The organism is Rhodococcus sp. AH-ZY2 (genome assembly GCF_030916465.1).
GTDB lineage: Bacteria > Actinomycetota > Actinomycetes > Mycobacteriales > Mycobacteriaceae > Rhodococcus > Rhodococcus ruber.
In genome coordinates, this window is the sequence record NZ_CP126458.1 from 4452520 (window position 1) to 4475473 (window position 22954).

At 69.0% G+C, this 22954-nt stretch carries 22 protein-coding genes; 13 read left to right on the forward strand and 9 right to left on the reverse strand.

Annotation, left to right across the window (positions count from 1 at the left end):
* Positions 1–16: 16 nt before the first annotated feature.
* Together QNA09_RS21420 and QNA09_RS21425 are read right to left on the reverse strand one after the other, a co-directional pair.
* Positions 17–769, reverse strand: coding sequence for an isocitrate lyase/phosphoenolpyruvate mutase family protein (locus QNA09_RS21420; RefSeq protein ID WP_010595753.1), 753 nt, complete (start codon positions 767–769; stop codon positions 17–19).
* A gap of 123 nt (positions 770–892) precedes the next feature.
* Entirely contained in the window at positions 893–2263 is a 1371-nt protein-coding gene (locus QNA09_RS21425; RefSeq protein WP_010595754.1) for an NAD(P)/FAD-dependent oxidoreductase, read from the reverse strand.
* Positions 2264–2405: 142 nt separating this feature from the next.
* On the opposite strand from QNA09_RS21425, the gene QNA09_RS21430 reads away from it, so the two are divergent.
* The 3 genes from QNA09_RS21430 to ygiD all read left to right on the forward strand — a co-directional run bounded on the left by QNA09_RS21430 (position 2406) and on the right by ygiD (position 5110).
* The gene (locus QNA09_RS21430; RefSeq protein WP_119700131.1) at positions 2406–3308 is read left to right on the forward strand and encodes a LysR family transcriptional regulator; all 903 of its coding nucleotides are present in this window, start codon (positions 2406–2408) and stop codon (positions 3306–3308) included.
* Positions 3309–3405: 97 nt separating this feature from the next.
* Complete coding sequence (locus QNA09_RS21435) at positions 3406–4242, forward strand: alpha/beta hydrolase (protein ID WP_010595756.1); 837 nt, start codon at positions 3406–3408, stop codon at positions 4240–4242.
* A gap of 25 nt (positions 4243–4267) precedes the next feature.
* Positions 4268–5110 carry a 4,5-DOPA dioxygenase extradiol gene (ygiD, locus tag QNA09_RS21440; protein ID WP_010595757.1) on the forward strand — a complete coding sequence of 281 codons (843 nt, stop codon included), beginning with the start codon at positions 4268–4270 and terminating at the stop codon, positions 5108–5110.
* A 145-nt stretch (positions 5111–5255) separates the two neighbouring features.
* Here the strand turns inward: ygiD and QNA09_RS21445 are convergent, their stop codons facing one another.
* From QNA09_RS21445 to catA, 5 genes are all read right to left on the reverse strand, one after another.
* On the reverse strand, positions 5256–6233 hold the full coding sequence (locus QNA09_RS21445) for an alpha/beta hydrolase (RefSeq protein ID WP_026137545.1): 978 nt from the start codon (positions 6231–6233) through the stop codon (positions 5256–5258).
* A gap of 65 nt (positions 6234–6298) precedes the next feature.
* Positions 6299–7432, reverse strand: a complete 1134-nt coding sequence (locus QNA09_RS21450; protein ID WP_059175119.1) for an alkaline phosphatase family protein — start codon at positions 7430–7432, stop codon at positions 6299–6301.
* A gap of 24 nt (positions 7433–7456) precedes the next feature.
* The gene (gene catC, locus QNA09_RS21455) at positions 7457–7744 is read right to left on the reverse strand and encodes a muconolactone Delta-isomerase (RefSeq protein ID WP_010595761.1); all 288 of its coding nucleotides are present in this window, start codon (positions 7742–7744) and stop codon (positions 7457–7459) included.
* A gap of 70 nt (positions 7745–7814) precedes the next feature.
* Positions 7815–8942 carry a muconate/chloromuconate family cycloisomerase gene (locus QNA09_RS21460; protein WP_040271007.1) on the reverse strand — a complete coding sequence of 376 codons (1128 nt, stop codon included), beginning with the start codon at positions 8940–8942 and terminating at the stop codon, positions 7815–7817.
* Between the two features lie 127 nt (positions 8943–9069).
* A complete protein-coding gene (gene catA / locus QNA09_RS21465) occupies positions 9070–9921 on the reverse strand; it encodes a catechol 1,2-dioxygenase (protein ID WP_010595763.1) in 852 nt (283 codons plus the stop codon).
* Between the two features lie 197 nt (positions 9922–10118).
* On the opposite strand from catA, the gene QNA09_RS21470 reads away from it, so the two are divergent.
* Positions 10119–10889, forward strand: coding sequence for an IclR family transcriptional regulator C-terminal domain-containing protein (locus QNA09_RS21470; RefSeq protein WP_010595764.1), 771 nt, complete (start codon positions 10119–10121; stop codon positions 10887–10889).
* A gap of 6 nt (positions 10890–10895) precedes the next feature.
* On the opposite strand, the gene QNA09_RS21475 is transcribed toward QNA09_RS21470, so the two are convergent.
* The gene (locus QNA09_RS21475) at positions 10896–11846 is read right to left on the reverse strand and encodes an AraC family transcriptional regulator (protein WP_017679768.1); all 951 of its coding nucleotides are present in this window, start codon (positions 11844–11846) and stop codon (positions 10896–10898) included.
* 293 nt (positions 11847–12139) lie between these two features.
* Between QNA09_RS21475 and QNA09_RS21480 the strand changes: the two genes are divergently transcribed.
* The 3 genes from QNA09_RS21480 (at position 12140) to QNA09_RS21490 (ending at position 14932) form a co-directional block, all read left to right on the forward strand.
* Positions 12140–12703: a flavin reductase family protein gene (locus tag QNA09_RS21480; RefSeq protein ID WP_010595767.1), complete on the forward strand. Its 564-nt coding sequence runs from the start codon at positions 12140–12142 to the stop codon at positions 12701–12703.
* A 47-nt stretch (positions 12704–12750) separates the two neighbouring features.
* Positions 12751–14370, forward strand: a complete 1620-nt coding sequence (locus QNA09_RS21485; protein WP_308072072.1) for a 4-hydroxyphenylacetate 3-hydroxylase N-terminal domain-containing protein — start codon at positions 12751–12753, stop codon at positions 14368–14370.
* A 70-nt stretch (positions 14371–14440) separates the two neighbouring features.
* On the forward strand, positions 14441–14932 hold the full coding sequence (locus tag QNA09_RS21490) for a hypothetical protein (RefSeq protein WP_010596897.1): 492 nt from the start codon (positions 14441–14443) through the stop codon (positions 14930–14932).
* A 69-nt stretch (positions 14933–15001) separates the two neighbouring features.
* Here the strand turns inward: QNA09_RS21490 and QNA09_RS21495 are convergent, their stop codons facing one another.
* A complete protein-coding gene (locus QNA09_RS21495) occupies positions 15002–15967 on the reverse strand; it encodes an AraC family transcriptional regulator (protein WP_010596896.1) in 966 nt (321 codons plus the stop codon).
* A 138-nt stretch (positions 15968–16105) separates the two neighbouring features.
* Between QNA09_RS21495 and QNA09_RS21500 the strand changes: the two genes are divergently transcribed.
* The 6 genes from QNA09_RS21500 to QNA09_RS21525 all read left to right on the forward strand — a co-directional run bounded on the left by QNA09_RS21500 (position 16106) and on the right by QNA09_RS21525 (position 22893).
* Positions 16106–17317 carry a cytochrome P450 gene (locus tag QNA09_RS21500; protein WP_010596895.1) on the forward strand — a complete coding sequence of 404 codons (1212 nt, stop codon included), beginning with the start codon at positions 16106–16108 and terminating at the stop codon, positions 17315–17317.
* A 26-nt stretch (positions 17318–17343) separates the two neighbouring features.
* Positions 17344–18342 carry a 2Fe-2S iron-sulfur cluster-binding protein gene (locus tag QNA09_RS21505; protein WP_010596894.1) on the forward strand — a complete coding sequence of 333 codons (999 nt, stop codon included), beginning with the start codon at positions 17344–17346 and terminating at the stop codon, positions 18340–18342.
* A 207-nt stretch (positions 18343–18549) separates the two neighbouring features.
* Complete coding sequence (gene benA, locus QNA09_RS21510) at positions 18550–19929, forward strand: benzoate 1,2-dioxygenase large subunit (RefSeq protein ID WP_010596893.1); 1380 nt, start codon at positions 18550–18552, stop codon at positions 19927–19929.
* Positions 19930–19942: 13 nt separating this feature from the next.
* Positions 19943–20446: a benzoate 1,2-dioxygenase small subunit gene (gene benB, locus QNA09_RS21515; protein ID WP_003934529.1), complete on the forward strand. Its 504-nt coding sequence runs from the start codon at positions 19943–19945 to the stop codon at positions 20444–20446.
* 33 nt (positions 20447–20479) lie between these two features.
* Complete coding sequence (gene benC / locus QNA09_RS21520) at positions 20480–22087, forward strand: benzoate 1,2-dioxygenase electron transfer component BenC (RefSeq protein WP_017679773.1); 1608 nt, start codon at positions 20480–20482, stop codon at positions 22085–22087.
* On the forward strand, positions 22084–22893 hold the full coding sequence (locus tag QNA09_RS21525; protein ID WP_040271018.1) for a 1,6-dihydroxycyclohexa-2,4-diene-1-carboxylate dehydrogenase: 810 nt from the start codon (positions 22084–22086) through the stop codon (positions 22891–22893). The genes benC and QNA09_RS21525 overlap by 4 nt, the downstream gene beginning before the upstream one ends.
* Positions 22894–22954: the final 61 nt, after the last annotated feature.

A 22954-nucleotide genomic window follows, 5' to 3' on the forward strand; every position in this document is an offset into this window, starting at 1 on the left:
CGCGCTGCGGAACCGGTCAGCGCCACCGCCCCAGCAGCTCGCCCGTCCGCTCGGCCAAAGTGGCCTGCAGCAACGGCCCGAAGCTGATCCGGCCAACGCCGAGAGCAGCGAACGACGCGAGATCGTTCTTCGCCGGGTGGGCGATCGCATTGACCGGCAACGGCAGTTCCGACGTCAGGCGCCGCTGTATCTCGTCGCTGTGGAAGCCGACCGGATAGAGCACATCGGCGCCTGCGTCGGCGGCCAGCTTCAGACGGTCGATCGCCCGGTCCACCCGGTCCGACTCGGCCCCGACCTTCTTGACGAACAGATCGGTGCGGGCATTGACCACCAGGTGCACCCCCGCGGCGTCGGCGGCGGCACGCAACCCAGCCACGTACTCGGCGTGCTCGGCCGGCTCGCGCAGCCGGCCGCCCTCACTGTGCACGGTGTCCTCGATGTTCAACCCGACAGCACCCGCACCCAGCAGCCCCTCGACGATGCGAGCAGGGACCTCACCGTAGCCGGCCTCCACGTCCACCGAGATCGGGACGTCGACCGCCGCAGTGACCTGCCGGACCCGGGTCAGCAGCTCCTCGAACGTCATCCCCTCGTTGTCCGGCTTGCCGACCGAGTCGGCGACCGGATGACTGCCCATCGTCAACGCGGAAAAACCGGCCTGCACGGCCAGATTCGCCGACCAGGCGTCCCACACGGTCGGCAGCACCACCGGGTCACCCGGGACGTGCAGGGACTTCAGCGCTACGGCCTTCTCGGCGAGAGTCGTCATGCCGCATCCAACCACATCCACCCGCCGCCTTTCCGGCGAACGGACCACTCCCGGGCGCGAGAAGACCGGGCCCCGTGCCGTTCGTGGTGAACGGCACGGGGCCCGGTGTCTCGTCGAGTCGTCCTACCGGACGCTGACCTTCTCGGGTTCCGGCTTCTTCTCGGGAGCGCGGTCCACCCGGGTCGGTACAGCGGAGACGGTCATGTCGTCGGGGACGTCCGCGTCGAGCCTCACCGCTTCCTGCGCGTAGTGGAAGTGGGGGCGACGGTGACCGAGGAAGGATCCGAACCACGACATCACTGCGACGTAGCGGTTGCGGAAGCCCACCATGTAGACCAGGTGCACGGCCAGCCACAGCACCCAGGCGACGAAGCCGCTCAGCTCGATCTTTCCGACGCGGGTGATCGCGCGGAAGCGGTTGATGATGGCCATGCTGCCCTTGTCCCGGTACTTGAACGGGGTGCCCTTGCCCTGCTTGCCGAGGATGGTCCGGGCGACGTGGCGGCCGCCCTGCATCGCGACGGGCGACTGCCCCGGCAGGTTGTTCAGCGACGTCATGTCGCCGATGGCGTACACGTCGGCGTAGCCGCCCACGGTGAGATCCGGGTTGACCAGCAGCCGGCCCGCGCGGTCGGTGGCGCAGCCGGTGCGCTCGGCGAGGACGCCGGCGAAGTCGTTGGCACGCACCCCGGCCGACCAGATGATGGTCTCGGCGGTGATCCGGCGCTCCTCGTCGTTCTTCGCCTTCAGGGTGGCACCGTGCTCGTCGATGTCGGTGACGAACGTGTCGAGCACGACGTCGACGCCCGACTTCTGCAGCGACTGCTTGGTGTACTCGCTGAGCTTGCCACCGAAGGCCGGGAGGGCCTCGCCCGCGCCCTCGACGAGGGTGACGGACACGTCGTCGGCGCTGATGTCGTGGAACGACTGCTCGAAGTAGCGGCCCGCGAGTTCCTTGATCTGGCCGGCGAGCTCGACGCCCGTCGCGCCGGCACCGATGACCACGAAGCTCAGCAGGTTGCGGCGGCGCTCCGGGTCGGTGGTGGTGTGCGCCTCCTCGAAGCACCGCAGGATCTGCCGGCGGAGCCGCTCGGCGTCCTCCACGGTCTTGAGGGCGTAGGTGACCTTCTCGAACTCGTCGCGGCCGAAGTACGCCTGCCGGGCGCCCGTCGCTGCGACGAGCGACCGGTAGCCGACCGTGTGCACGGTGCCACCGGCGACGTAGTCGACCTCGTGCTCGTCGGGCCGTACGTCGACGACGCGGCCGAGCCGCACGTCCGCGTTCGGGTACTTCGCGAGAATGGAGCGGATCGACGGAGCGATCTCCCCGGCCGAGAGGACACCGGTGGCGACCTGGTACAGCAGGGGCTGGAAGAGATGTTCGGTGGTCTCGGAGATCAGGACGAACGGCGTCCCGGCCTTGGCGAGCTTCTTCGCCGTCGCCAGCGCGCCGAAGCCCGAACCGACGACGACGACCTCGGTCCGGTCGGTCACTGCTGTGCTACTCACGATTACCTCTACCTCCACACTGAAGTCGATGTATGACACCCACCGTATGGACGGGGGGCCGTCGAGGCCACCAACCTGCCGAATTCGGGGAGCTCTTATCTCGATCGCTCATAAGTAGGATGGGGGTATGGATTTCCGGCAGCTGCGGTACTTCCTCGCCGTCAGCGAGGAGCTGAGCTTCAGCAAGGCCGCCCAGAAGTGCTTCATCTCCCAGTCCGCGATCAGCCATCAGATCACTCGGCTCGAGAAGGAACTCGGTGCGTCGCTGTTCGAGCGGTCGACGCGGATGGTGCGGCTGACCCCGGCCGGCTCGCGCCTGGTCCCCATCGCCCAGCAGGTGCTGAGCCTCGAAGCGCAGGCGTTCTCGGTGGCGCGCGAGCCGCGCAACCGCATCCGGATCGCCGCGAACATGACCTTCGCGTCCCAGAGCCTCGACGCCATCGCGCATGTCCGGGAGCAGTACCCGGCGGTCGACATCGAGTTCGTCATCAAGAGCTTCGCCGACCGGATCGACGCCGTCGCCGGCGGCGACGCCGACATCGCCCTGATCAGGGGCGGCGTCGACCGCCCCGGACTCGAGACCGTGGACCTGGGCATCGAGGATCTGGTCATCGTCACGTCGAGCCGGCACCCGCTCTCCGCGTTCTCCACCGTCGACCTCGGCGATCTCGCGCCCTACCCGCTGCTCCTGCCGCCCCGGCACAGCCAGGTGCTCATCCACACGGTGATCGAGGACGCCTTCCGGGCGGTGGGACGCCGGGTGCAGCTCGGGCCGTCGATCGCGAGCGACCACACCGCCACCCTCGACGTCATCACCAATCCGCGGGCGTGGACGGTTCTGTACCCGAGCACCGCCGCGGAGACCCCCCGGACCGGCCTGGCCTACATGCGCGAGGCGCGCAACCGGCTCAGCATCCCCGTGTGCGGGGTACTCCGCAACGACGCGCCCCGATCGTCAGCCATGTCGAGCCTGATCCACGCGCTGCACCAGTCGATGACCAGCCGGACACCACCGGGACCGGAGAGCTGAACACCGCCGCGCGGTCGTCGCAATGCGTACCGATCCGGTGCCGTTTCGTGGAAGGATGGCCCGAGCCGGCGGCGGACCCACGCGGTGAGGAGCGATCATGCAGCGAACCGAGACCTCGTTCACCAGTGCCGACGGCACCCGCGTCGTGTACGACGTGTGGTCGCCCGACGGCGACCCCGCAGGCGTGCTGGTGCTCTGCCACGGCTTCGGTGAGCACGCCCGCCGGTACGACCACGTGGTCGAGCGCCTCGGCGAGCTGGGTCTCGTCGTCTACGCCCTCGACCACCGCGGGCACGGCCGCTCGGGCGGCCGACGGGTGTTCGTGCGGGACATGGACCAGTTCACCGGCGACGTGCATCGCCTGGTCGGCATCGCCGCGTTCGATCAGCCCGGCCTGCCGCGGGTCCTGCTGGGCCATTCGATGGGCGGAGCCATCGCCCTGGCCTATGCGCTCGAGCACCCCGACGAGCTCACGGCCCTCGCACTGTCCGGTCCCGCCGTCGACGTCACCTCCGGCACGCCGCGGCCCGTCGTCGCACTCGGCAAGGTGATCGGGCGCGTCCTACCGCAGCTGCCGGTGCAGAAGCTCGACTCGGCGGGCATCTCGCGCGACCCCGACGTCGTCGCCGCGTACGAAGCCGATCCGCTCGTGCACCACGGTCTCGTACCCGCCGGCATCGCCCGCGCACTGGTCACCACGGGAGAGAGCCTGCCGGCCCGGCTCCCCGCGCTGGATCTGCCGATCCTGCTGCAGCACGGCACCGAGGACCGGCTCACCGCGCCGTCCGGCAGCCGGCTCGTCGCCGACCTGGTCGGGTCGCAGGACGTGACGCTCAAGTTGTACGAGGGCCTCTACCACGAGGTGTTCAACGAGCCGGAGAAGAAGCAGGTACTCGACGACCTGGTGGAATGGCTCCGACCGAGGCTCGGCTGAGGTGACAGCCGCTCCGTCCGCGCGCATGCCGGCCGCGTTCGTCGGCCACGGCAGCCCGATGAACGCGCTCGAGTCGAATCGCTACACCAGGGCGTGGCGGGCGTTCGGTTCCGCGGTGCCGACGCCCCGGGCGATACTCGCGATCTCGGCGCACTGGTACATCAACGCCACCGCGGTGACCGCGATGCCGAACCCGCGCACCATCCACGACTTCTACGGATTCCCGCAGGAGCTGTTCGACGTCGACTACCCCGCGGCCGGGCTGCCGGAGCTGGCCGAGGAGATCGCCGACGTCGTCCATCCGACGTGGGTGGGTGCGGACGTCGACTCGTGGGGTGTCGACCACGGTACCTGGTCGGTGCTCACCCACGCCTTCCCCGAGGCGGACGTGCCGGTGGTGCAGTTGAGCCTGAACGCCTACCGCGACTTCGACTACCACCTCGAGCTCGGCGCGAAGCTCGCCCCACTGCGCGACCGCGGCGTGCTGATCGTCGGCAGCGGGAACATCGTGCACAACCTGGCCGGCATGGATCGTCGCCGCCCGGACGAGGGGTTCGACTGGGCGCACCGGTTCGACGCCGCCGCGCGGGTCATGGTCATGGACCGCCCCGAGGGAGTCGCAGCCCTCGACGGGCACGCGGACTTCGACCACGCGGTTCCCACCCCGGACCACTTCCTGCCGCTGCTGTACTTCGCGGGCCTGGCGGGCGTGGGCGAGGACCTCGTCGAACCGCTGATCGACGGCTTCGCGTACGGGTCGCTGTCGATGAGCGCCTACACCCTCGGTCTCACGTGCGCGGCCGGTGACGACGGTCCCCCGTCCGCTGGGTTCCCCACAACCCCGGACCCGGTGAACACCAATGCGTGATTGTGGTTGTGGTTGTGGATGTGGCCGAATGTCACATCGCGTCGATGCAGTCGACCGAATGTGACATTCGGCCACCCAGGGGGTCGGCCACCCAGGGGGTCGGCCACCCAGGGGGTCGGCCACCCAGGGGGTCGGCCACCCAGGATCACGCCGTGTGGCGACGCTCCTCCGCAACGACGGTGCGCCGCGCGAAGTCGATGCTGTGCTGCAGCAGTGTCCGCGCCTCGGGCAGCACCTGCCCGATGACGGGGAAGGCGTGCACCTGACCGGCCCACAGGTGCGTCTCGACCGTCGTGCCCACCTCGTCGAACGCCTCGGTCATGATCTCGACGTCGGGGCGGGTGATCTCGTATTCGGCGACGGAGAAGAACGTGGGCGGGAACAGTGCCGGATCGGCGCGGACCGGGGACTGGGCGCCTTCGATGTGATCGGGGCCGGCGAGCCAGCGGTCGCGCAGCTTCTCCACCTGCCGCATCGGCAGGTACGCGTCGCGCTTCATGAAGTCGGGATCGTGCTCCTCGAGATCGAGGTTGAGCAGCGGCGAGTAGCCGATCACCGCGGCCGGGCGGATCATGCCGCGCAGCGCGGCGATCTCGGCGACCTTCATCGCCAGGTAACCTCCGGCCGAGTCGCCGGCGACGACGATGCGCGTGGGGTCCTCGGCCGTCTCGAGCAGCCCGGTGTACGCGGCCATCGCGTCGATGACGGACGTCCCGATCGAACCGACAGGTAGCTGCCGGTAGGCGACGGAGTACACCGGCACCCCCGATTCGGTGGCGAGCAGCGAACACACCGTGCGGTGCGTGGCGAGCCCGCAGAAGACGAAAGCGCCACCGTGGAAGTAGAGGATCGTCGCACCGGCGAGGGAGTCCGCGGCGGGACGCGGCGGTTCGATGCGTTCACTGGGAACCCCGCCGAGGGTGAGGGGATCGATGTCGACGTTGCGCGGGCGGGGCAGCATCTTGTCCACGCGACGGTCGAGCCGGCTGAGGGCCTCGATCCCGCGGTCGGTGGCCGGCCAGTAGGCGAACAGCGGCTTGACGAAGATCCGCACGAACCAGAAGACGAGGATGGCCCGCAGGCTCACCGTCCAGTGCCAGATCGTCGATCCGTGGGTGCGCATGTACGCCACGATAGGACGGGTCCGGCACCCGGTCGAGGTACTCTCCGTCACACGTATCCGCCGCCTCAGACCTGCAGCAACGGCACCAGGAGCTCCTCGTCGGTCAGCGCACCGTGCTGTCCGGGCAGCTGCGACATGACCAGCTCGCCGTCGGTACGGATCACCGTGGACTCGCCGAGCCCGATCGCGACGACGTCACCGATGCGCCGGCACGCGGCGGGCGAGGGGTCCGGGCCGAACAGTCCGCCGGCGATCACGTCGTCGCGGGTGCCGACCCACAGGTCGTCCCCGAGTTCGTTGCGCCACCGCTCGAGCACCGCGCCGGGTCGCCGGGTGTGCACGTGCCGGCAGCGGGGTTCGCCCGCGATCACGTCGACGTCCTCCGCGAGAGCGGGGAGATGGTCGAAGTCGACGCGCCGGCCCCGGGAGGCGTCGATCATGCCGTGATCGGCGGTGATCAGCAGCCGCGTCCCGGCGGGCAGGGCAGCGACGAGCTGCTCGACGAACCGGTCGACGACGGTCAGCTGCGCGGTCCAGGAGGGGGACTCGGGTCCGTACAGGTGCCCGACCGTGTCGACCTCGCCGAGGTAGCAGTAGACGAGGGTGCGGTCGTCGGCGGTGACGGCGGCGACGACGTGGGCGAGCAGGTCACCGTAGGCGGAGACACCGACGAAGTTGCCGCCGCGCAGCACGGCCCGGGTGAGGCCGCTGCCGTCGAAACTGCGGGGCACGACGGTGGTCACCGTCAGCCCGGCCGCGTCGGCGCGTTCGAACACCGTCGGGTGGGGCTGTATCCATTCGGGGACGAATCGCTCGCGCTGATCGACGGCGGTCCCCGCGAGGGTCCAGCGCAGCCAGTTGAACGGGGCGTCGATCTCCTCGACGTAGGACTGGTAGCCGGTCACGGCGTGGGCGCCGGAGGTCAGGCCGGTGCCGAGCGAGGCGATGCTCACCGCGGTGGTGGTGGGAAATCCGGCGCGGATCGGCCGGCCGTCGAGGCCGGTGAGAAAGGGGGCGGCGGCCGCATTTCGTCGCAGGAGGTTCCACCCCATGCCGTCGACGAGCAGCACGACGGTGCGGGACTGCTCGGGGAGGGCGAGACGGTTGGCCTCACCGGGCACCCCCGCGGACGCGAGGACGGACGGCATCAGATCCGCGAGGGTGGGTTCGGCGTAGACGTCGTGCAGCGGCAGGTCCATTACCCGAGTATGGCCTGCCGGGCGTCACTGGTCCTTGATGTCGGACCCGTGCTTGGTCAGCGGCATGATCTCGATGTTCATGTACGGGAACAGCGGCAGGTTCCACAGGATCTCGTGGAGTTCGTCGGCGGAGTCGACGTCGAAGATGCTGATGTTGCTGTACTTGCCGACGATGCGCCAGATCTCCCGCCACTTGCCCTCGCGCTGCAGTTCCTGGCTGTATGCCTTCTCCCGCGCGACGGTCTCGGCGCGCACCTCGGGGTCGAGGTCGCGGGGGATGTCGACGTCCATGCGAACGTGGAACAGTGCCATGGTCGGTACTCCTTTCGGGCCGTGCGCGGTTCCGGTAGCGGGTGCTACCGGAACCGCGCACGGGGGGTGGTCAGTCGCGGGCGAGGTGCTTGACGACGTCCATGTCGAGTTCGACGCCGAGGCCGGGTCCCTGGGGCAGGTGCACCTGACCCTCGGAGTAGTCCAGCGGGGTCTGCAGGAGTTCGACGGCGAACAGCTGCGGCCCGAACAGTTCGGTGCCGTAGTTGATTCCCGGCTCGGCGCAGGCGAAGTGGACGGATGCCGCGGTGCCGATGGGTCCTTCGATCGAAGTGGCGCCGTGGCAGCGGATTCCGGCAGCCTTCGCGACCGCCACGACCTCCTTGCTGCGCTGCAGACCACCGCACTTGGTGGTCTTGAGGGCGATGACGTCGGCGGCCCCGAGCTTGGCGATCTCGAGGGCGTCGTGCGGGGTCTGCACGGACTCGTCGGCCATCACCGGGGCGGACACGAGCCGGTTGATCTCGGCGAGCACTTCACGCTGCTCGCCGGGGGTGGGCTGCTCGATGAGCTCGACACCGCCGTCGACGAGTTGCGGAACGTATCGCAGCGCGGTGAACCGGTCCCAGCGGGCGTTGACGTCGATGCTCACGCCGGCCTTGCCCTCGAGGGCCTGAGCGATCGTGACGACGCGTTCGGTGTCGACCTTCGGGTCGAGCGCGCCCATCTTGAGCTTGAACGCGAAGTTCAGCCGTGCCGCCATCTTCTCCTCGACCTCCTCGAGGATTTCTTCGACCGGTGCCGCACCGAGCGCCCACCGCACGTCGACGCCGGTGCGGAAGGCGCCACCGAGCAGGGTGTGCACCCCGACGCCGAGGGCGCGGGCCCACGCGTCGTGCAGGGCGACGTCGACGGCCGCCTTGGCGAAACGGGCGCCGGAGACGACGCGTTCGATGTCGACCATGATGCCGCTGATCTCGTCGACGCCGCGGCCGGTGATGTAGGGGGCGATGTAGCGGTCGACGATCGCCTTCATGGTCTCGACGGATTCGCCGCCCCACCACGGACCGCCGGGGACGACGCCCTCTCCGTGGCCGGTGACCCCGCCCGCGGTGGTGATCGCCACGAGCAGGATGGGTTGCTTCTCGGCGGTGGTGGTGGCGAACTTGTGGGGACGCACGAGCGGTACGTCGACGATCGTCGTATCGATCGAGACGATCTTCAGGTCGGGGTCGGACATCGAACAGCTCACAATCGGATTTCGGCGGTGATGCGGGCAACAGCCGGGCCTCCGCGACGACGAATGCCGGTGCCCTTGGCGGACACCGGCATTCGTCACCACTCGTGGACCCGGTTCACAGGAGTGCTCAGGCCTCGGGGTCGAGCGCGAAGTTGTAGGTCACCTCGTCGACGCCGTCGGCGTTCGGCTGCGGGTCCAGGATCAGCTCGGGCTTGGTCGCGGTCGCGACGTCGTCCTCGACCCACTCGCCGCCCTGGAAGTAGAGCTGGGTGGTGATGGCGCGCTTGCCCGGCGCCTTCACCATGAGGTGCAGGTGGGCGGGACGCCACGGGTGGCCGCCGTAGGAGTCGATGAACCAGCCGGTCGGGCCGTCGGCCGGGATCTTGTAGGGCGCGGGCTTGAGCGTGGTGATCTCGAAGTTGCCCTCGTCGTCGCACTCGATGGTGCCGCGCAGGTTCCACTCGGGGATGCCGGGGGCGAACTGCGAGTAGTAGCCCTCCTCGTCGGCGTGCCACAGCTCGACGGTGGCGCCCTGCAGGCCCTTGCCCTCGAGGTCGGTGACCTGGCCCTTGAAGATCAGCGCCTCGGCGGCCTTGTCCTGCTCGCGCATCGGCATGGTGCACTTGGCCGGCAGCTTCGGCGAGTCCGGCACGTAGTAGGGGCCCTCGATGCTGCCCTTGGTGCCGGAGAAGTGCTTGCGGTTGTAGTGCACTTCCTCGATCTCGTGCTCGACGAAGACGTCCAGCCACAGCGGCCACTCGCCGTACTCGCCGACGTCGATCATCCACTGCTTGAGCACCCGGTACTCGTCGTAGGTGACCTGGTGCTTGTGGATGATCTCGGCGAACGCACCGAGCACGTCCTTGTAGATGGCAGCGGCGCGCTCGACCGACGTGTCCGACGAGACCCGCTCGCTCTTGAACTTGTCGGTGGCGGCGTTGCCCGAGGCGTGGGCGGTGGGGTTTTCGGTGGTGGTCATGTGTCCTCCTCGGCGAGGCTCGAACGGTGGTCGCGAAAGCTGTGGGTGGTGATCGCGGGGCTGGCGCTCTCGCCACTCGGGTTGTACGCTGTGCGTACTTCCGTATCGCAGTGCGTACACACACTGTGCGTCCAGTCACAGGTGATTGTCAACACCCGGGCGCCCGGATTGCCCGAAACCGCAGGTAGGAGACCACAATGCCTAGTCAGGACCGGGATTTCGTCCAGAGCATCGAACGGGGCTTCGCGGTGCTGCTCGCGTTCGACGAGCGGCATCCCACCCCGTCCCTCGCCGAACTGGCAGCGAAGACCGACCTGTCCCGCCCTGCGGTGCGCCGCATCCTGCTCACCCTGCAGAAGCTCGGCTACGTGACCAGCACCGGCAGCCGCTGGTCGCTGACCCCGCGCGTGCTCAGCATCGGCCAGCACTACTCCGCCTCCCACGCCCTGGTCGAGGCGGCCATGCCGCGACTGGTGGAGATCGCCGAGTACACCGGCGAATCCGCCTCCCTCGGGGTGCTCGACGGCGCGGAGGTCGTCTACGCCGCCCGCGTCCCCGTGCGCCGCATCATGAGCATCAACGTCTCGGTCGGCACCCGGGTCCCGGCGTACGCCACGTCGATGGGCCGGGCGCTGCTGGCGTGGGCACCCGAGGAACTCGTCGAGCAGGTCGTCGCCGCGACCCGCTTCGAGAAGCTCGCCACCGCCACCGTGCGCAACGCCGACGAATTGCGCGCCGAGCTCGCGCGCGTGCGTGCCCAGGGCTACGCGCTCACCTCCGCCGAGCTCGAGGAGGGGCTGATCTCGGCCGCGGCGCCGGTCCGGGACGCGACCGGCACCGTGGTCGGCGTGCTCGCCTGCTCGACATCGACGGCCCGGCACACACCCGGGGAGTTCCGCGAGCTCGCCGCGGAATGCCTGATGAAGTCCGCGCACGCCCTCGGCGCCGACCTCGGATACCGCGGATAGGGCGCGTCAACCCCGCAGGGTCGCCGACGGCGCCACCCCGTACTTGCGGCGGTAGGCGGCCGCGAATCGGCCGGTGTGGGTCATCCCCCAGCGCAGGGCCACGTCCGTGACCGACGTCGTCGCCGGGTCGCCGGCCGCGAGTTCCTCGTGGATCCGCTCGAGCCGCAGATCGAGCAGGTAGTCGCGGGGACAGACACCGAGGTACTCGCGGAAGCCCTCCTGCAGCCGGCGCACACTCACACCCGCCAGCTCGGCCATGTCCGCGGTGGTCCACGGCTGCGCCGGGTCCTCGTGGATGCGGTCGAGAACGCGCTTGACGATCCGTGGCCGCGCCGCCGTGCCGGCACCCGCGTTCGGCATCACGGCGAGCACGAATGCCGAGGTCAGCGCCCCGGAAAGCTGGTCGGCGACGAGGGGGTTGCGCCACAGCCCCTCGTCCGCCCGCAGCTGCTCGACCACCGACTGCAGCAGGGCCATCCAGCTCCGCCCCGCCTCGCTCGTCAGGTCCACCTGGTCGGGCAGCCCGAGGTCGGGACGACCGAGGATCCGGTGCATCTCGCGGTCGAGGTAGTCACGGTCGAGCTTGACTCCGACGATCTCGCAGTCCTCGGTCCACCGGGTGATCCGCGCCGCCGTGTCGGGCCGGAACACCGAGGCCTGCCCCTGGGCGGAACTCACTTCCTGTCCCGCCGCCACCGACTCGATGTGGCCGGACAGCGGGATGTTGACCGCGTACGCACCCGGATGATCCGAATCCACCGCGACCTCGGCCCCCCAGCCGATACGCGCGAGCCGCAGCGGACCGAGCTGCAGCGACCGCACGTTGACATGGGGTTCCGAACCTCGTGCGAGCGGGGTCAGGGTGTGCGGGAAATACGCGTCGGACACCACATGCTCGGCCTCGTCCCAGTCGACCGGCTCCGGCGTCGACACCACGTGTGCACCTCCCGTGTGCATTCTCGGGACCTTCGGCCCTGCATCCTCGGGGCATTTCAGCCCGTGTCGTCCGAGGGCTTTCAGCCCGTGTCGTCCGAGGGCTTTCAGCCCGTGTCGTCCGAGGGCTTTCAGCCCGTGTCCGCGAACACTACTACCCAGTGTGATGAGCAACACGTCCCCGGGCAAACAGCGTCGTTCGTCATGACGACCGCGTCGAACGGATAGCGACCGCGCTCAGCGGATCGCGAAGGCCGTCCGACCGCTCCTATGGTCTACATCACATCATGACGGAACGACCGGCAAGGAGCGCCGAAATGGATCAGCGTCGGCTCCGAAACATCTTCGGACAGTTCGCAAGTGGCGTCACCGTGATCACCTGCGCCAACCACGAGGGCACCCCGCACGGCGCAACGGTCACCGCGTTCACCGCGGTCTCCCTCGAGCCCCGCCTGTGCCAGGTCACCCTGACCCGGACGTCCAAGGCGTGCGCCTTCCTCTCCGGCGCGCCGTTCGCGGTGAACATCCTCGCCGCCGACCAGGTCGACACCGCCCTGCACTTCGCCGGCCGGCCGCAGACCCCCGGCCCGGTGTTCGAGGACGGCCCCACCGCACCGGTGCTCACCGGAGCAGCGGCAACCCTGTCCTGCGTTCCGTGGCGCGAGTACGACGGCGGCGACCACGTCATCTACATCGGCGAGATCGTCGACGCGCAGTGCCGCGACACCGAGCCGCTGCTGTTCTACCGCAGCACCTTCCACGAACTCGGCGCACCGAGCGCCTCCGCGGCGTGGAACGGGTCGATGGACGACCCGCACAGCGGCTGGTTCGACGCCCGGACCCGGTTCACCCCGCTGCACGTCGACACCGCCGTCCGCTGACCCCGCATCTTCCATCCCAGTCACGTCCCATTCGCAAGGAGACAGCCATGACCACCCTCGAGTCCCGTCCCGACGAGAACGCGATCGACCGTTCCGAGGTCAACGTCGCCGCCGACGCCCCGGCGAACCGGCAGCAGAACTTCGCCACGCGACCGATGACCGGCGACGAGTACATCGAGTCGATCAAGGACGGCCGCGAGATCTGGCTGCACGGCGAGCGCGTCAAGGACTTCACCAACCACCCGGCGTTCCGCAACTCCATCCGCATGACCGCCCGGCTGTACGACGCGCTGCACACCGGTGAGCACGTCGGCACCCTCACCTGCCCCACCGACACCGGCAACGGCGGGGTGACCATGCCGTTCTTCCGCACCCCGAAGACCTCCGACGACCTGCTGAAAGAGCGCGACGCCATCGCCACCTGGGCGCGGATGACCTACGGCTGGATGGGCCGGTCCCCCGACTACAAGGCCTCCTTCCTCGGCACGCTCAACGCCAACAGCGAGCTCTACGCCCCGTTCCAGGACAACGCCGAGCGCTGGTACCGCGAATCGCAGGAGAAGGTCCTGTACTGGAACCACGCCATCATCAACCCCCCGGTGGACCGTCAGCTCCCGCCCGACCAGGTCGGGGACGTGTTCATGAAGGTCGAGAAGGAGACCGACGCGGGCCTGATCGTCTCCGGCGCCAAGGTCGTCGCCACCGGCTCGGCGATCACCAACTACAACTTCATCGCCCACTACGGCCTGCCGATCAAGAAGAAGGAATTCGCCCTGATCTGCACGGTGCCGATGGACGCTCCCGGCATCAAGCTCATCTCGCGGGCCTCCTACAGCCAGAACGCCAATGTCGTCGGCTCGCCGTTCGACTACCCGCTCTCGTCGCGCATGGACGAGAACGACGCCATCTTCATCTTCGACAAGGTGCTGGTGCCGTGGGAGAACGTGTTCATGTACGGCGACGTGGAGAAGATCAACGCGTTCTTCCCGCAGTCCGGCTTCCTGCCCCGGTTCACCTTCCAGGGCTGCACCCGTCTGGCGGTCAAGCTCGACTTCATCGCCGGCCTGCTGATGAAGGCCCTCGACGCGACCGGCGCCGGCGGGTTCCGCGGCGTGCAGACCCGCGTCGGCGAGGTCATCGGCTGGCGCAACCTGTTCTGGTCGCTGACCGAGTCGATGGCCCGCGACCCCGAGCCCTGGATCGGGGACACCGTCATCCCGAAGCTCGAATACGGCCTGACCTATCGGATGTTCATGATCCAGGGCTACCCGCGCATCAAGGAGATCATCGAGCAGGACGTCGCGTCGGGCCTGATCTACCTGCCCTCGTCGGCCGCGGACTTCAAGAGCCCCGAGGTGCGCCCGTACCTGGACAAGTACGTCCGCGGCTCGGACGGCATCACCGCGGTGGACCGGGTCAAGGTGATGAAGGCGCTGTGGGACTCGATCGGCTCCGAATTCGGCGGCCGCCACGAACTCTACGAGCGCAACTACTCCGGCAACCACGAGAACGTCAAGGCCGAGCTGCTGTTCGCCGCCGAGAACCGCGGCATCGTCTCCGGCATGAAGGGCCTGGCCGAGCAGTTCATGAGCGAGTACGACCTCGACGGCTGGACCGTGCCCGACCTGATCGGCAACGACGACGTCAGCGCCTACTACCGCAAGTAACCCCAGCTGCCGCGCGCGGGCGATCCCCTGCCGCCCGCGCGCGGCGTTCCACCCGCGAAGGAGTGCCGCGATGACCACCGCATCGACGTTCGTCGTCCCCGCCCCGGTCCCGGAGTTCGACGCCGTGGTCCTCGGGCACTCCTTCGCCTCCCGGCGGGCGGCCACCCGCCTGCGCGACGAGGTGCGCTTGGCCGTGCTGGAGGCGGACGAGGCCACCGCCGCCCGCTACGACGAGGTCGACCACCGCTGGGAGATCGTCGACGGAGCGACCGTCGTCGCGCGCGCCAAGTTCGTCGTCGACGGGGACGGCACCCTCCCACTGCACGGCCGCGACGGTGCGCGGTGCACGGCAATCACGTTGACGGAGAACGGTTTTCCCAATCTCTTCCGGCCGGCCACCACCGCCCACCCCGATCCCGTGGGATACACCGTCGCGTGCCTCGGTCACATGCGCGACTACGGCCACGACTACGTCGAGCGCCGCGCCCGGGTACCGATCTGCGACGACGACTTCCCGGAGTTGTCGTTCGACCGGCCCACCCCGCAGTTCTGGGTCGGGTAGGCCCACAGCGACACCGGTCCCGGACATCGACAGCCTTCGCGACGGTTGTCGACATCCGGGACTGCTGTGTCACCGGCCGCGCAGCACCTGCGCCGGCGTCGTCCCGTAGCGCCGCTTGAACGCCGTGGCGAACCGTCCGGGGTGACCGAAACCCCACCGGTAGGCCACGTCGGCGACCGTGACCGCCCCGGCGCCGGCAACCAGGTCGTGGTGCGCGCGGCTGAGCCGGATGTCGAGCAGGCACGCCGACGGGCTGGCCCCGACGTAGTCGGCGAACGCCTCCTGCAGGCGCCGGACGCTGGTCCCGGCCAGCTCGGCCATGTCGGCCGCGGTCCACGCCCGGGCGGGATCGTCGTTCAGGGCGTCGAGGACGCGGCGGACCATGCCCGGCCGCGGCGGAGCGGCCGGCCCGTCCTGCGGGGAGACGGCGAGGACGAACGCCGCGGTGACCGCCCCGGCGAGCTGGGCACCGACGATCGGGTTGCTCACCATCTCCAGGCCGCCGTCGAGCTGTTCGGACAGCGCCCGTACCAGCCCGTGCCATTCGCTCGCCGGGCCGGTCAGGTCCAGCTGGTCGGGCAGCACCAGCTTCGTGCGCACCGGCGAACCGAGGATCCGGTCGGCCTCCCGCTCCAGGTGGTCCCGGTCGAACTTGACACCGAGAACGGAACACGTTGCGCCCCATCGGGTGATCATGCTCGGCGTGTCGGCCCGGAACACGGTGGCCTGACCGGGCGCCGACACGACCTCGCCGTGGCTGCCGCGCGACTCGAGCCGGCCGGTGAGCGGGATGTTCACCTCGTACGCGCCGGGATAGTCGCACGCGATCGCGACGTCGGCACCCCAGTGCAGGCGTCCGAGGGTCACCCCACCCAGGTCGACGGTCCGCAACGACAGCGCGGGCCGGTCCGTACCCGACAGATCGGTCAGCTCGTGCGGGAAGTACGCGTCCGCCACCGCCCGGGACGCGGCGTCCCAGTCTCCGATCTCGGCCGTGCTCACACCCCGAGGGTACGGATCGGAGACCCCGATCACACAAAGTCGCGCGATGTGTCCAGCCGCCGCGCACATCGTCTCGGCGCCGGCGTGACCCCCGTCATATGTTCCCGGTCACACGACGACGACCCACCCGGGCGTGCGTCGCGGCCGACGACACATCCAGGAGCAGAACCCATGACGAGCACCCTTTCGTGGATCGACGAGATCACCATGACCCAGCTCGAACGCAACCCGTACCCCGTGTACGAGCGGCTGCGCGCCGAGGCACCCGTCGCCTACGTGCCGGTGCTCGGCGCCTACGTCGCCTCGACCACCGAGGCCTGCCACGCCATTGCGACCAGCGGCGACTTCGAGGCCGTCATCACGCCCGCCGGTGGCCGCACCTTCGGGCATCCCGCGATCATCGGCGTCAACGGCGACATCCACGAGGATCTGCGCTCGATGGTCGAGCCGGCGCTGCAGCCGGCCGAGGTGGACCGGTGGATCGACGACCTGGTCCGGCCGATCGCCCGCCGGTACGTCGAGGCCTTCGAGTCCGACGGCAGGGCCGACCTCATGGCCCAGTTCTGCGAGCCGGTCAGCGTCCGCGCGCTCGGCGACCTGCTCGGCCTGAAGGACGTCTCCTCCGACACGCTGCGCGACTGGTTCCACCGGCTGTCGCTGTCGTTCACCAATGCCGCGGTCGACGAGAACGGCGAGTTCACCAACCAGGAGCGGTTCGCGGACGGCGACCGTGCGAAGGCCGAGATCCAGGCCGTCGTGGACCCGCTGATCGACCATTGGATCGAGCACCCGGACGACAGTGCGATCTCGCACTGGCTGCACGACGGCATGCCGGAAGGACAGACCCGCGGCCGGGACTACATCTACCCGACGCTGTACGTGTTCCTGCTCGGCGCCATGCAGGAGCCGGGCCACGCGATGGGCTCGACCCTCGCCGGCCTGTTCACCCGGCCCGAGCAGTTCGAGGCCGTCGTCGACGACCCGGATCTGATTCCCCGCGCGATCGCCGAGGGCATGCGCTGGACGTCGCCGATCTGGTCCGCGACCGCGCGCATCGCGACCCGCGACACGACGGTGGCCGGAATCGACATCGCCGAGGGCACCGTGGTGATCCTGTCGTACGGCTCGGCCAACCACGACACCGGCAAGTACGACGCCCCCACCGCGTACGACCTGACCCGTCCCCCGCTGCCGCACCTGGCGTTCGGCGCCGGCAAGCACGCGTGCGCAGGCATCTACTTCGCCAACCACGTGTGCCGCATCGGGCTCGAGGAGCTGCTCGAGACCATCCCCAACCTGGAGCGGGACACCGACGCCGACGTCGAGTTCTGGGGCTGGGGTTTCCGCGGCCCCACCGCGCTGCACGTCACGTGGGAAATCTGACCTCGTCGAGCGATCAGGAAACTGCCATGACCCAGCACACCGTCACCGTCGGCACCACCACCGTGCCGTGCGGACCCGATCAGACCGTCCTCGACGCCCTCCTCCGCGGCGGCGTGTGGATGCCCAACTCCTGCAACCAGGGCACGTGCGGCACGTGCAAGATCCGCGTCCGTTCCGGCTCGGTCGAGCACAACGCCTCGCCCGAGGACACCCTGCCGCCGACCGAGCGGGCCGACGGATTCGCCCTGGCCTGCCAGGCGACCGTCGGTGCGGACACCGTCGTCGAACCTCCCGCGGGCGAGCAGACCGCGGCCACGCACGTGCTGCGGGATCTCGTCGCCACGGTGACCGAGGTCCGCGACATCGCACGCGACACCCGGCGCGTCCTGCTCACCCTGGACACACCGCTCGAGTTCTCGGCGGGGCAGTACGTCGAGGTGACGGTGCCCGGCACGGATGTCCGGCGGCAGTACTCCCTCGCGAACCCGCCGAGCGAGCCGAAGCTGCTCGAACTGCACATCCGGCGCCGGCCGGGCGGGGTGGCCAGCGACGGATGGATCTTCGGGACCGTCTCGGTCGGGGACCGGGTCGACGTCACGGGACCGTTCGGCGACTTCACCTTCGACGCCGAGTCGACGGGACCGATGGTTCTGCTCGCGGGCGGGACTGGACTCGCACCGATGAAGAGCATCGTGCGGCACGCACTGGCGCTCGAACCGCACCGGGAGATCACCGTCTACCACGGGGTGCGTACGGCCGAGGACCTGTACGACGTCGCACTGCTGCGGGAATGGGAAGGCCAGTACCCGGGCTTCCGGCTGGTCACGTGCCTGAGTCGCGAGACCGGCGGCGACCGCGAGGGCTACGCGACCGACGCGTTCGTCGAGGATGTGGCGTCGGCGAAGGAGTACACCGGCTACATCTGCGGCTCCGAGGCGTTCGTCGACAGCGCCGTCAAGGCGTTCAAGCGGCGACGGATGTCGCCGCGGCGGATCCACCGGGAGAAGTTCGTCTCGGCGGCGTAGTCGACCGGTGCGTCCTTTGGGCTGCCCCGGCAGCCCAAAGGACGCACCGGGCGATTGAGGACCTCTTACCCTCCTGCCGAGGGTCATAGGTAGGCCTAGGTATTTGCCTGGTGTGACTACGGCCACATGCTGGCAGTCTGAATGGCAACGCGGAGACAGCCCCGCTCGCCATCCGGGGCCGACCGACACCCTTTCTGGAGGATCCCCATGACCGAGACCCTGGACCACGTGCGCGCCGAACTCGACGGCGCCCTCGTCGAAGACGCGGAGACCGGCCGATACCAGGTGCGCCGCAACATCTTCACCGACGAAGAGATCTTCGAGCTGGAGATGAAGCACATCTTCGAAGGCAACTGGGTCTACCTCGCGCACGAGAGCCAGATCCCGAACAACGGGGACTACTTCACCACCTACATCGGCCGCCAGCCCATCGTGATCAGCCGCGACAAGGAGGGCGAGCTGCACTGCCTGATCAACGCGTGCAGCCACCGCGGCGCCATGCTGTGCCGCCGCAAGACCGACAACCGCACGACGTTCACGTGCCCCTTCCACGGCTGGACCTTCCGCAACAACGGCAAGCTGCTCAAGGTCAAGGACCCGCGCGACGCCGGCTACCCGGAACAGTTCAACAAGGACGGCAGCCACGACCTGACCAAGGTCGCCCGCTTCGAAAGCTACCGCGGGTTCCTCTTCGGCAGCCTGAACGCCGACGTCAAGTCGCTCGAGGAACACCTCGGCGACACCACCAAGATCATCGACATGATCGTCGACCAGTCTCCCGAGGGCCTCGAGGTGCTGCGCGGCTCCTCGACCTACACCTACGACGGGAACTGGAAGCTGCAGGCCGAGAACGGCGCCGACGGCTACCACGTGTCGGCCACGCACTGGAACTACGCGGCCACCACCGCGCGCCGCACCGCCGGCGAGTCGGCCAACGAGACCAAGGCGATGGACGCCGGCACCTGGGGCAAGCAGGGCGGCGGCTACCACTCGTTCGACAACGGCCACCTGCTGCTGTGGATGTGGTGGGGCAACCCGCAGGACCGTCCGCTCTACCCGCGCCGGGCGGAACTCGCCGCCGAGTTCGGCGAGAAGAAGGCCGAGTTCATGGTCGGGGCGTCGCGCAACCTGTGCCTGTACCCGAACGTGTACCTGATGGACCAGTTCTCGTCGCAGATCCGGCATTTCCGGCCGATCTCGGTGGACAAGACCGAGGTCACCATCTACTGCATCGCCCCGAAGGGGGAGAGCGCCGAGTCCCGCGCCAACCGCATCCGGCAGTACGAGGACTTCTTCAACGCCACCGGTATGGCCACCCCTGACGATCTCGAGGAGTTCCGGTCCTGCCAGAAGACCTACCTGGCCACCGCCGCACCGTGGAACGACCTGAGCCGCGGCGCGACCCACCAGCTGAACGGACCGGACCAGGTCGCGCTCGACCTCGGCATGAAGAACGTGCTGTCGAGCGGGGTGAAGACCGAGGACGAGGGCCTGTACCCGATCCAGCACGGCTTCTGGCTCGACAGTATGCGCAAGGCCGTCGCGGCCGAGGCCGCCGCCGAGTCCACCGCCGCGAACGAGCGCTGAGGAAGACGAGAACATGACCACCGCAATGGAATTGACCCAGAACGACATCGAGCAGTTCCTCTACCGCGAGGCCCGTCTCCTCGACGACCGCGAGTTCGAGAAGTGGCTCGAGTGCTACCACCCGCAGGCCGAGTACTGGATGCCGGCGTGGGACGACAACGGTGAGCTCACCACGGACCCGCAGCGCGAGATCTCGCTCATCTACTACCCCAACCGGGGCGGCCTCGAGGACCGGGTGTTCCGCATCCGCACCGACCGCTCGTCCGCGACGTCGCTGCCCGAACCGCGCACCGGCCACAACATCACCAACGTCGAGATCCTCGAGCGCCGCGGCACGGAGATCGACCTGCGCCACAACTGGTTCTCGCTGTACTACCGGTACAACACCACCGACACCTATTTCGGCACGACGTTCGTCACGCTCGACGTCTCGGGCGCCCAGCCGGTGATCAAGAAGAAGAAGATCGTGCTCAAGAACGACTACATCCACCACATCGTGGACGTCTACGTCGTCTGATCCACCCCCGATTCACGAAAGGAGGCCCGTGCCGTGAGTTTCCAGGTGGCATTGAGCTTCGAGGACGGGGTGACCCGCTTCGTCAAGTGCGGACCGAACGAGACGGTCGCCGACGCGTCGTACAAGGCGCGCATCAACATTCCTCTCGACTGCCGTGACGGCGCGTGCGGTACCTGCAAGGCGCTGTGCGAGTCCGGCACCTACGACGGCGGCGACTACATCGAGGAGGCGCTGACCGACGACGAGGCCGAGCAGGGTTATTGCCTGCCGTGCCAGATGACGCCCGAGTCGGACCTCGTGCTGCAGATCGCCACGACTTCCGACGTCGCGAAGACCGCGGCGGCGACCTACACGGCGACGATCACCGACATCCGCCGCTTCTCCGACAGCACCGTCGGGTTCACCGTCGAGATCCCGAACCGCGACGAGCTGGTGTTCCTGCCGGGCCAGTACGTCAACATCACGGTGCCCGGCACCGGGCAGACCCGGTCGTACTCGTTCAGCACCGGCCCCAACGATCCGCACCTGTCGTTCCTGGTGAAGATCACCGAGGGTGGCCTGATGTCGGAGTACCTGCGCGACCGCGCCCAGGTCGGCGACACGCTGGAGTTCACCGGTCCGTTCGGCAGCTTCTTCCTGCGCGAGCGCACGCGGCCCGCGCTGCTGCTCGCCGGCGGCACCGGGCTCGCCCCGATCCTGGCCATCCTCGCCAGGATGCAGGAGCAGGACAGCGGCCTGCCGGTGCATCTGATCTACGGCGCCTCGTTCGATCAGGACGTCGTCGAACTCGACAAGCTCGAGGAGTACACGCGGTCGCTGCCGAACTTCACGTTCGAGTACTGCGTCTCCGACCCGGCCACTTCGGCCGCGAACAAGGGTTACGTCACGTCGCTGTTCGAGCCGAAGCACCTGAACGACGGCGATGTCGACGTGTACCTGTGCGGGCCGCCGCCGATGGTCGAGGCGGTGCGCACGCACTTCGACAGCGAGGGTCTCACGCCCGCCAACTTCTTCTTCGAGAAGTTCAACAACTCCGCGACGGGCGCCGCCGGGCAGGCACCCGAGCCCACCGAGGCGGAGCGCATCGCGGCCGAGAAGGCCGCCGCCGAAACCGGACTGCCGGTCTCGCTCGGGCCCGCGAACCCCGTGGCACAGGACAACTACGAGATCGGCGAGGAGCACCCGCCCGTCACCGAGTCCGACGCCCAGTTCGACGCGCGCATGGCGCTCGAGCTCGGCGCGCTGGAGCTGACCATCGGCCGGCTCACCGACGCGCAGCTCGTGGAGTTCCGGATTCTCGCCGAGGCGTCGACCGCGTCGATCGACCACGACCGCTTCACCGATGCGGGCGCGTTCACCGACACCAACGCCGCCTTCCACGAGTTCCTGTTCCGCTGCTGCGGCAACCCGGTGCTGCTCGAGGCGTACAACCGGCTCGAGGTGACGCAGCTGATGCGCAAGGTGCTGCGCACCGCGCAGTGGGTGGACGAGCAGGTTCCGCACGACCACCTGCAGATCGTGCGGGCGTTCGAACGCAAGGACCGCGCGGCGGCCCGCGATCTCATCGTCAGCCATGCCGAGCACGCCAAGGCGACGATGCGCCGCGCCATCGAGGACTCCGCGAAGGCGGAGATCGCGTGAGCGTCCTCCTGCCCGTGGGCACCGTGTATCCGGGCCGCTTCGACGGCCGGGTCGTCACCGTCACCGGCGCCGCGCAGGGCATCGGCCTCGTGGTCGCGACCCGCATCGCGGCCGAAGGGGGATCCGTGATCCTCGTCGACCGCTCCGAGCTGGTGCACGACGTGGCGAAGGAACTGCGCGAGAAGGGTTTCCAGGCGCACTCCGTCACCGCCGACCTCGAGGTGTTCGAGGGAGCGCAGTCCGCGATCGACGAGGCCCGGCAGCAGCACGGCCGCATCGACGTGCTCGTCAACAACGTCGGCGGGACGATCTGGGCGAAGCCGTACGAGCAGTACACGCCGGAGCAGATCCAGGCGGAGGTGCAGCGGTCGCTGTTCCCGACGCTGTGGACGTGCCGCGCGGTGCTGCCGCATCTGATCGAGCAACGGTCGGGCACGATCGTCAACGTGTCCTCCGTCGCGACCCGCGGCGTCAACCGTGTCCCGTACGCCGCGGCCAAGGGCGGGGTCAACGCGATCACCTCCGCGCTCGCCCTCGAGGCCGCCCCGCACGGGATCCGGGTCGTCGCCACCGCCCCCGGCGGCACCGACGCCCCCGCCCGCCGGGTGGCGCGCGGCCCCGCCGCGCAGAGCGAGCAGGAGAAGGTCTGGTACCAGCAGATCGTGGACCAGACCGTCGACTCGTCACTGCTCAAGCGGTACGGCACGCTCGACGAGCAGGCCGCCGCGATCACCTTCCTGGCCTCGGACGAGGCCTCCTACATCACCGGCACGGTCCTTCCCGTCGCCGGCGGCGATCCGGGGTAGCCACCCCAGCTCCGCCACAGGCCTCACCGGCAGGCCAGGGATCCCCTGCTGGTGAGGCCCT